The 10,630-nt window shown below is 34.6% G+C and carries 9 protein-coding genes; all 9 read right to left on the reverse strand.

The window, feature by feature from the left end; translation table 11 throughout:
• Nucleotides 1-138 precede the first annotated feature (138 nt).
• A complete protein-coding gene (locus tag QZT26_RS14230; RefSeq protein ID WP_295103063.1) occupies nt 139-513 on the reverse strand; it encodes a four helix bundle protein in 375 nt (124 codons plus the stop codon).
• Between the two features lie 32 nt (nt 514-545).
• Nucleotides 546-1,574, reverse strand: a complete 1,029-nt coding sequence (locus tag QZT26_RS14235; protein ID WP_295103065.1) for a radical SAM protein — start codon at nt 1,572-1,574, stop codon at nt 546-548.
• Nucleotides 1,575-1,732: 158 nt separating this feature from the next.
• Entirely contained in the window at nt 1,733-2,986 is a 1,254-nt protein-coding gene (locus QZT26_RS14240) for a glycosyltransferase family 4 protein (protein ID WP_295103068.1), read from the reverse strand.
• 6 nt (nt 2,987-2,992) lie between these two features.
• The gene (locus QZT26_RS14245; protein ID WP_295103071.1) at nt 2,993-3,673 is read right to left on the reverse strand and encodes a methyltransferase domain-containing protein; all 681 of its coding nucleotides are present in this window, start codon (nt 3,671-3,673) and stop codon (nt 2,993-2,995) included.
• 367 nt (nt 3,674-4,040) lie between these two features.
• A complete protein-coding gene (locus tag QZT26_RS14250) occupies nt 4,041-5,237 on the reverse strand; it encodes a glycosyltransferase family 4 protein (protein WP_295103073.1) in 1,197 nt (398 codons plus the stop codon).
• Between the two features lie 308 nt (nt 5,238-5,545).
• A complete protein-coding gene (locus QZT26_RS14255) occupies nt 5,546-6,463 on the reverse strand; it encodes a sulfotransferase (protein ID WP_295103076.1) in 918 nt (305 codons plus the stop codon).
• Between the two features lie 341 nt (nt 6,464-6,804).
• The gene (locus QZT26_RS14260) at nt 6,805-8,142 is read right to left on the reverse strand and encodes an O-antigen ligase family protein (protein ID WP_295103079.1); all 1,338 of its coding nucleotides are present in this window, start codon (nt 8,140-8,142) and stop codon (nt 6,805-6,807) included.
• Nucleotides 8,143-8,411: 269 nt separating this feature from the next.
• On the reverse strand, nt 8,412-9,350 hold the full coding sequence (locus QZT26_RS14265) for a glycosyltransferase family 2 protein (protein WP_295103081.1): 939 nt from the start codon (nt 9,348-9,350) through the stop codon (nt 8,412-8,414).
• Between the two features lie 17 nt (nt 9,351-9,367).
• A complete protein-coding gene (locus tag QZT26_RS14270; RefSeq protein WP_295103083.1) occupies nt 9,368-10,255 on the reverse strand; it encodes a glycosyltransferase in 888 nt (295 codons plus the stop codon).
• Nucleotides 10,256-10,630: the final 375 nt, after the last annotated feature.

Here is a 10,630-nt window from a genome sequence, read left to right on the forward strand (position 1 = left end):
CAGCAATATCAATGACACTAACTGCAAAATCTACAGCTTTTTGCCAAACCTCCAAATCCTCAAAACTAAACTTTATTCCACTCATTTTCCTCCCCTCCCTTGACCATCAGCCATGAGCTATCAGCTATCAGCTATCAGCTAAATAGTTTTTTTTATTGAATTTATAAGACTTGAAAGCTGCTTACCGATTGTATCTCCTGCTATTCGTAAATCATTAAGGTTTGAACTGGAAATCCATTTCTTTTTGTAAAATATAGTTAGAAAAGTAATTGTTTCAAATAGTGACCCACGTGCGACATACAGATATTGGATAAATTCCTTTTTAGAATTACGCCCTTTGCCTTCGGCAATGTTTGCGGAAATTGATGTTACAGATGATTCCAATTGTTCTATAAGCCTGTAATGATTCTGATTAGTATTTATTATTTCAGCAATATAAATGACACTTACTGCAAAATCTACAGCTTTTTGCCAAACCTCCAAATCTTCAAAACTAAACCTTATTTCACTCATTTTCCTCCCCTCCCTTGACCATCAGCCATGAGCTATGAGCTATCACCCATATCCGGCAAGCACAATTCAGGTTCTTTATTCATCATAACACGTAGTTTATTTTTTACAATCCACTTCATGGGAATACGTATATGCTTCTTTATCACAGGCGCTGCATTACCCACCATCCAGCATCGTTTATCGCATGTATCAACGGCATTACGAACCGCATCTGCCCTTTTGCTATTCCAGATATCTTCAAATGAACTTTCTTTAATATTTCCCATAGGCATTTTACAGTTCATGCCATTGCAGGGAAGAACGTCCCCTGATGGGTCTATAAAACAGGATTCGGAACCCATTTCACATTTTAAAAACCTATTGCCACCATAGATGTAATTCATAAGACCATAATTAAAATATGCACGGAACCATTTCTTAATAGATTTCGACTTTAATAATTCTACGATCAGCCTGGAGAACTCATTACACACCACATCTTTATTTTCAATGCGGTTATCCAGTTTGTAAAAATAGTGTGAGTTGTGAAGCGTTGCAGTGGCAAACTCATAGCCAAGTGCATTTGATAACTCATATAGTGGTATAAGATCTTTACAATTCATATCCTGGACTGTCATACCAAAGCCAATGTCCTTTAAACCCATTTTTCGTAATGTGAACAGTGTTCTCAACCCTCTGTCAAATCCCTCAGGAATTCCTCGAATAGTGTCATTAGCTTTTTGGAATCCTTCTATACTTATCCTTATTCCAAGATCAGGATATTTTTGGCACAGCCCTACAATTCTGTCGGTAAAAAATCCATTAGTACTTATAACTATTCGTCTCGTCTTGGGACGTATTGCTTCAATAATTTCAGCAATATCCTGCCTGAGAAAGGGTTCTCCTCCGGTAATATTTATAAACCTCAACCCGAATGGTAATTTTTCTATATCTTTTATGGTAATTTCTTCGCTTGATTTAGTAGGATAATGCCACACATCACACATGTTGCACTTTGCGTTGCATCTGTAAGTAAGTATGATGCAAATTTCCCTTGGCAGTGGCATTTTCTGATTCACCATAGTTTGTCCTTTTTGAGTAAAAAGAAGTTTTTAAAGTAAGCGAGAAGCCCTAAACCGGCATAGCCTGAACCAAACAAGTACGAAAACAGTCCTCAGTCCTAAATTCTCTATCTGCAATCTGTAAGTTGCCGACTGCTTTGACTGTTTTTATATTCATGTCAATGTTTTCCTATCGCAGGTTTATAAATGTTTATTAATCCCTGATAATACTTTTCAGCGTTCAAATTTTGTTCTACAAATACCCTGGCATTTTCCCCCATCTTTACGGCTTTACCAGGGTTGTCCAATACGTATCTAATCTTTTCAGCCAGCTCATGGGCATTTCCTGATTCAAAAGTCAGTCCTGTTATTCCATCTTTTACTAATTCCGGAATTCCACCGATTTTTGCCCCGATAACTGGTACGCCAAGGGCAAAGGCCTCTAATACTGACATGGGATTATTTTCATACCACTCAGAGGGAAGAACAACAGCCAAACATTTCTTTATCTCTTTATATAACACTTCACCTTTTATATATCCAAGAAATTGAATATTATGATTCCCATCCGATTTAGCCTTTTCTTCTAGGTCTACTTTTATTGGCCCATCACCGATTATCTTAACCTCGGCTTTGCAATTCGTATTTAGCAGCTTTGTCGCTTTAATAAGTGTATATAATCCTTTCTCCGGCGCTAGTCTGCCAAAATAAACTATGGAGCCCTCACTACCATTTTCCCCGCCCTTCACTTTTCCAAATTTCTCTATATCAATAAAATTAGGCAAATGTATGATTTTTTTTCTAAAACCCATCTCCGCCAGTTTTTTTTTCAGAAAAAGGCTTGGGGAGATAAAGACGTCCACATTGTTGTATATATCAAACAGCCTGTGATGCACATACATCTCCAATGCACCAAGACAGCTTTTCGCAAGTGAGCCTTTGACGCATTTGTTTTTAATTACTGCTAAATATTTTCCCCCAGAACAAGCATCACAGTTTTTACCATTAGCCATCATTAAATAAGAGGCGCAAACCATCTTATAGTCATGGAGTGTCATCACAACAGGTATTTTTCTTTTTTTTAAAGTATGCAAGATTGAAGGGGAAATCAGATGGTAGATATTATGGAGGTGTGCAATATCCACAGGGTGTTCATTCAGTAATTTAGAGAGCAGTTTCTTTGCCTTCAAAGAATAAAGAATCCTGCCTGTGCTTTTTAGTTGGTCTATAATGCCATTGCTATTGGTATTCAAATCTACATAAGGCATGAAATAATCCTTGGTTTCACAGGATTGATTTTCCGGATGTTGCATGGAGAAGAAAAGAGATTTATGCCCGTGAGATTCCAGTATTTTTGCCGTCTCAAAGTAAACAGCCTCACTCCCGCCACGCATATAATGAAATTTATTGATATGAAGTACGTTTAGTTTCATTTTTATCTATTTAAGAGGTTTTTTTAAAACAATACATACATTATTCATGAAATGCTTCAGTTTTAAAAAATCCATTAATTTATCATAAACACAGGATATTCTATTAATAACAGGAAACCTATTTAAGTAACCATACGAAAATGACCAGTATAAAACATCTATCATTTCAAACCCTGCCTTGTTAAAAATCTTACTCAATTGTTTTACACTCTCGTAGGAATAATAAGTCTCCCACGACTCTCTTTTTCGTATTATTTTATGAAACCATAATGGAGTTAATCTTGATACAACAAACTCAGGTGCTTGAGGATTTGGAATAGATGTAACAAATATCCCTCCTGGTTTTAAAATACGGAGTATCTCAGAAGCAGCCATATTTATATCTCGAACATGCTCCAAAACATAGTTTGCAAATGCAACATCATATTCACCTGATTTCACATGAGGCATGAATTCAACAGAACATCGGAAAAAATTTCCAACAAAAGAGTTATTAAACTTTATATCTTCTACGTCTACACGGTCACTAATAAATTGAAAAACACCATTAATTAAATTATCTTCAATTACGGTACTCCTCCCCCCCCCAATATTAATTAACTTCGCTTTATCACTGAAAAGCTCATAATTTTGATTAAGGGATTTTTTTATTGTATCTATAAGATATTTTTCCGCCGGAGTCTGCATTATTATCCCCTTTAATATTTTTGGGTCTACTAAGTTTTGTGTGGGTAAATTTTCAATAAAGTCTATTTCTTTAGCACAAATAATAAGGTTTTTAGTACCTTATTAGTTATCTCTTCGCATTTTTTGGCAAAATATTTAATGGTGAAATCCGAAATGCTCAATACGAAACCCGTATTTCTAAATTTGAAATAAACTCAAAATTTCAATTCCACCCCCCTGAGGTGTACCCCCGCTATCGGGGTACATTCTCTCCCTTTGGGGGGGATAGTGGTGGAACTTTGGAGTTTATTTTGTATTTTATACTTGTTTGGTTCTGGCTATGCCAGCTTAGGATAAACTGGAAACTCAAAAAATTGTCGCGTATAATTTACAATATATTATTCTCCCTTTGTTGTAATTTTACGATAAAGTCTAATAATCTTTGCGCTTGCTTACGCCATGTATAATTTTCTTTAATAACTTCAATACCTTCCTTACCCCATTCTTGCAATGACTCTCTATTTTGATAACAAACATTTATTGCCTGGGCAATAGATTCCGGGCTATTATCTTTTAAGTAATACGCACAATTTTTATTCCCTGCTACTTTCCTGAAAGTCCACATATCAGTACACATTACAACTTTCCCCATCGCAAGATATTCTAGTAATTTTATGGGATTATTATTATTCCAATACTCAATATTTGGATATGCCATAATTGCACAATCGCAATAACTAATATACATTGGTATCTCTGCGTGCGGCACAGGCGGTAACACAAAGACATTTTTTTCTAATTTAAATTTCTTAATCAATTGCAGAATGTCATCTTTTGCTTTACTACCAGCAATTGCGGTTCCAATTAAAACAAGACAAACATCTTCTCTCTCTATCATACTCAAGGCTTCAACCGTTTCAAGCAAACCTCTGTTGTAAGTAATTCCGCCATGTTGCATTAAGACAAATTTGTCTTTGAGGAAAAACGGTGCGTCCTTATTTGTATATTTTAAAGGCGAGAACCTTTCAATATCAACCCCTGACCCCCATACCCCTATAGCAGAAACATCAAATTTAAAATCTTTACATACTTGTTGTTTATAGTGTTCAGTTATTACAGTCATGCCGTCTAAAAATTTTCTACAATACCAATAGCATAACCTTGTAAAAGACCTCATTATTCTATCATTTATTTTAATAGTATCATCTGATGCAGAATTATAAAAAGGTGTCCTGTTATCAACAATAATTAACGGACGTTTTTTTTGAGGTAAGAACATAAGTAGTAAGCTAAACCAGATGGTATACAGGTTTAAAATGACTATATCGGGATTGAATTTATGATAACTTATTATGAATTTTAAAAAACCATTTATCCAAAAACTTAAACTTCGAAAAAACTTTATCCTTATAATAGGAATACTTATATACTTTCCTGTGAATATCTCCTCATTATTCTGCTTACCTGCTATTGCAATCTCAACGTAATGTCCCAAGTTTTTAATTTCTTTGCACATCTCTCTCCATGTGGTTATATGTAATTTATCTATATCAAATTGTAGTCTAGGAAACCATAATATCTTCATATTGAAATCTCAAAATTGTGTTGGTTCTCTGTAAATTGGAATTTTTAAATCAAAAGTAAGTTATTAAAGCTGCGGTTTTACCCCAAACCCATAGGGTTTTGTAAGCATAAGAGGAGCGCTGGTTCGTCATAATTTGGTGAAAAAGAGGATAGTTTTATATCCACGGTCCGTCGCTCTGATGGGCGATACAACCACTTTCACCCTGTAATCGTTTCGTGTTGTAATACACGACAAATTCCCCCACAATTCGCCAGATGTCTTGCAGGTTTACCGGCTAATTACTTAACAGGATAACGATGATTTTTGCTTTAATTTCTCCGTAACCAGCGCGTTAAGTCCTTATCTATCAAGTCCTGTAATTTTGTAATGTCTTCTTTATATATTTCTTTAAGAATCTTCCTTTGTGAGTTTTCCAAATTGGATTTGTAGGCGAATTTTCCCAAAATATTATTTTTTATTTTTGTTCGAGTTTCTATGGGTAGAAATGTCTTAACTACCTTTTTAATCAAATTTGGTTTATAAATAAGTTTTCGCAAAAATTTACCGGAATTTCCTGAAACATTGTATTTAAGATCCGTGTTTGGCTTAAAGAAAGTATCTACTTCCAGGAATCTGTATAAGTCTTGAGCAAGCAGTGCGGAACGTTCCTCTAAATCGTCAAAAAGATATATCTTTACTTGGCCGAAAGTATCTTTATATGATTTTATTTGGTTATAATAAAAACCATAATCAATAATGTTCCAAAGATCTGAACATTGCTTTATATTCCATTTCTCTATTTCTTCTTCAAAAGATGAATTGCATGACCCATCTCCAACACTATTCAAATAATGGGAAAATGCCCTCTCTGATGGATCACGGATAATTATAATAATTTTTAACTCTTTCCAATTGGGATGGTATTTTTTAATGTTCTTTATTGTCTCCTCATATAAGTATAAATATACTGTTGAAGCTTCTCCAACTACTTGTTCATTTGTTGCGCCTCTAAATAAATTTACATATTTCATAAAATCAGTTACTGTATCACCCTTACCACTAAAATTATGGACTTCTTCCTTATATATGTCTGCAAAAGAGAAAAACCACGGTTCTTTATTTTCTGACATATATATCTGAGGATGTTGTTTTAAATATTGGTAAAGAGAGGTTGTTCCGCTTTTTGCAGCACCCACTAGTAAAAAATCTGGTAAATTTATTTCTCCCTCTTTAATCCTAACCTGCAATTATCAACTCCTTTTCTGCAAAACACCAAGAAACGATATGATTATCGACTGTGAATTATTCTTATAGCATGTCTTTTCTTCCAAAATATTATCTGCAAATATAAGACCTGCTAAGGATGAGAATATAATATTTGTAATTAACCTTTCATATTAGTTAAGTAAAAATACTCATTATTAACTAGAGCGTTAAAGCTGCAACCAAATCCACCTTTAATAAATTTGGGTATGAGGGTGGTTGTTAAAAAACTTACAAAAAAAGAAGTTTTTTACACAGTTATACTTACTATAAGCGAAAAAAATACTGCGATAAAAACCTGAGCAAGACCCTTTAAAAATTCTAATTAAATTTGAGGGCAAAAATATATTTTTTGGGAATTTTCACGAACAATTAACCCGTTATATATCCCAAGCAATCCCCAAAATATATGGCTGTACCCAAGTGCGTTATCAGTTATACCAAATACCATAAAACCAACAAGCATAAGCAATGCCGCCTTTGCAAAATCGTTTTCTTTAAGATTTTTTACTGCAAAAACAATCATCGTAAATAATAAGATTACATAGCCTATACCTCCGAAAATCCCCGTTTCGGCAAACATTCGCATATAATCCCCATGTGCAGCAATATTTGTATCGAATTCTAAGGCAGATAACGCAAAAAATGTCCCAATCCCACTACCGAAGATAGGATGATCTTTGAAGATACTCAGCGCATATTGAAATTTCTCCAACCTTCCTAATGCAGAGCTATCAACGGTTGACGCACGAGAAATAATCTGGTTCGATATAAACACAAAGATTATCCCTAACGGCAAAGCAAATCTCAGTATTTTTTTATATTTGAACAAGAAGAAAAAGAGGATTAATTGGATAGCAACGGCGGCCCAAGTAATTCTGGTAAAAGTGAGAAGTATATTTAATAAAAATAAAAACGGGAGAAGGCGATAAAGATATTTGCCGTCTCTCTTTCTCATGAAAAAATAGAGGTACAGTGGTAAAAACATTAACAGGGCAAATGAATAGCCAGGCGCGTGCGGAAAGCTGGTTCGTATTCTTTCAAAACTTTGGATAACTTGAGAATCCAGATAAATCAGATTAGTTATCGAACGTCCATAAAAGACATTATACCCAGTTATGTACTCAACAATCCCACAGATTAACAATGCGATAAAGATAGCCGTTATGAATTTGAATATCTTTTTTTCAATATTTTTGTTGTTGACAACAACAAAGTAGGTCAATAAATAAAAGGAAAATGCTGCAAGTACCCTGGTTAAACCCCTGACAGATGCCGACAAGCTCACTGAAAAAGGCGTCGTTAACACTAAATAGAGTGAAAATAAAAGTATCGGATATATGATGCTTTTATTCCAATACTCCCTTTTTACCTGAAGAAAATCTTTTAACCTTATATAAAAAAACAAAATCATCATTATATTGAGAATCCCCAGCAAATTAATGCTTTGGCTTCCCGATAATGAAATACTCAATCTATCTGCAAACCCTGCAAAAGCCAGATAGACAAAGAAATAAATATTTATAACTGCCAGTTCACTCCTAGAGACAAAGACGATGGTTATCGTCATTAACAAAAAGACAACCGCTAGTTTTACATCATATAATAAAGAAACTGCAAACAGAGTTGAAAGCAGCGCTACCGCAAATATGTTTTTTCCCATTTCTTGTAACTTCTCAATAAATTGTGGTAGTTAGTAGTAAAAAAATAAACCTGGCTGCCTTTGGCAGCGATTTTATTATGTTTGGGTAAGTTATAGCCAAACAAATCCAATTTTAGAAATTCAGGGTAACGCAGCATGTAATACACACCCCGTCAGCTACGCTGCCACCCCTCTTTTTAGAGGGGAAAGATGGAAGTCCACTCTATCAAGATGGGCTTTAGGGATGTGTAAATACTCGAAAACAATAATTGCTTGTCTATATTAGTTCTTCAGGGATTATTGTTTGTTTTTAAAAGACTGATGATCCCTTCTGTAAATCCTTGTAATTGCTTACACTTTTCCTTATTTCCATTACATAAGAATTCTATACCATATATTATCCATAACCCTGACAATGAATAAAAAAATACGATATTGGATATCATTGTTTTCTTAGCATGTTTTTTATAAACGTAATAGAAGTTCTTTACCTCCATTACCTTTTTAGGTCGAATATTCATGCGATTTGATTTGCTACAATTGTGATAGAGTTTAGCCTCCGGGATCATTTTTAAAACCGCTTCCCGTGATATCCTATAGGACAGTTCTGCATCTTCCCGAAAGCTATAGCCGATAAACCATTCATCAAATTTATCATTCTTCAAATATTCGCTCCTGAAATTCATATTACAACCTAAGAGCATCTCCACTTGCACTGGCCTATCAATTGCTATTCCTATTATGGGATACCCAAAACCGGAAACGGTCATCTTCCCATCATAATTATTGAGCAAAAATATTTTTAGCATTGCCCTTCGAAGTTTCCATTTCCACCCTTGCAGTTCACGTTCAATCATTACGTTTCCACCAACTCCGCCTAATTTTTCATCATTATTAAAATAACGAAGTACCTGTTCATAATAGTCCTCAAACAAAACGACATCGTCATCTAAAAAGCTAACAATTTCCCCTATCGCGATATTTATGCCCTTATTTCTTGCAGCAACCAAACTTTTTTCCGCCTGATAGATATATATAACTTCTATTTTATTAGATTTGGTTAGAAATTGTTTCCGGCAATCTTCTATGTACTTTTTTGTGTCACCGGTATCGCTCTGGTCAACAATAATTACTTCTAATGGTAATACGGTCTGCATCAAAATTGAGTCAATAAGTTTTGCTAAGTCATTTTGCCGATTACACGTCGCAACGATAATGGAATAATTCATACTTGTTATTTAGGTAATTAGTTACCTTTCCTGTATTGAATAAGTCCCTTGAAGTACCCTAATTTTGAAACCCTATCAAGATATAAAAAGTATATCATCTTGCTTCTGCACAATAAGAATGCGGGAAAAAGGATGGTTTTCCCCACGTATTTTCGAGATATTTTCAGATATAAGATTAATTTATTATTTGATTCTTTTCTTGTCAGAAATTTATTATCGTATTTCGCATTCAGTAAACAAGCGCCATACGCATGCCTTTTGCTTTGCAGATATAATCCTTTTGTGCTTGCTCTATGATGATGATATACAATACAATCAGCGGCATACATTAATTTCATCTTGCCGTGGATTTGCATCCTCCATGCAAAATCTGCATCACCTCCGGAAACCCAATGTGTTTCAAAAAGGCCTATTTTATCGAATACAATCTTTTTGTAGCATACATTTGCAGTTACGGCGAATGGATAATATGGATGGTTGAAATATCTTGATTGGTCTAATGCCTTTGTAAATAATTGATATTCTTCCACCAATGTTTTTGGTTCTCCACCTCGAATCTCCCCTGCTACACCCCCAACATCTTCTGCAGCAAAATACTTTATTGCATTACACAACCAATATTTATTTACTACACAGTCGCTATCAGTAAATGCCAGTATCTCACCTTCGGCATTTTTAACCCCTAAATTTCTTGCTGCATAAGAACCCTTCACTTCTTTTTCTATTAATAATTTAACCGGAAATGCCTTAATACTTTGTAATGAGTTATCCGTGGAACCATTATCTACTATAATAATTTCCAGTTTTTCTTTAGGATAATTTAGATCCAGCAAAGACCGTATACATTCCGAGATCCTGGAGGCATCGTTATAATTTGGTACGATTATTGAAATTTTTGGCATCATGAATTAACCCCTTTGAGCATGTATATTTTATTATCTCCTGAATCCTGCACTAAATTTTGATACTATTTTATAAACCCTTATTAATAAAGGTTTAGAGAGAATTTTGTTGGTCTTAATATTTAACCCATTAGTACCTTATCAGTAATTTCTTTGCACACTTCCATTCGTCAGTGCGTGCTTTTTGGCAAAATATTTAATGGCGAATCCGAAATGCTAAATTTCAATCCTACCCCTTACCCCTCTCCAAATCTAATCTTTACCCACAAATTTCAAGAGCACCGTAGTTGTACGGCCAATTGAGCTGAAGGCTAAGTGGTGTAAAGTTCGTAAGCAACTTCAATATCAGCCAAACGTGACATGCCTCGCCAAAGTACT

Origin of the sequence: uncultured Candidatus Kuenenia sp. (genome assembly GCF_900696675.1) — a bacterium.
Classification (GTDB): Bacteria; Planctomycetota; Brocadiia; order Brocadiales; family Brocadiaceae; genus Kuenenia; species Kuenenia stuttgartiensis_A.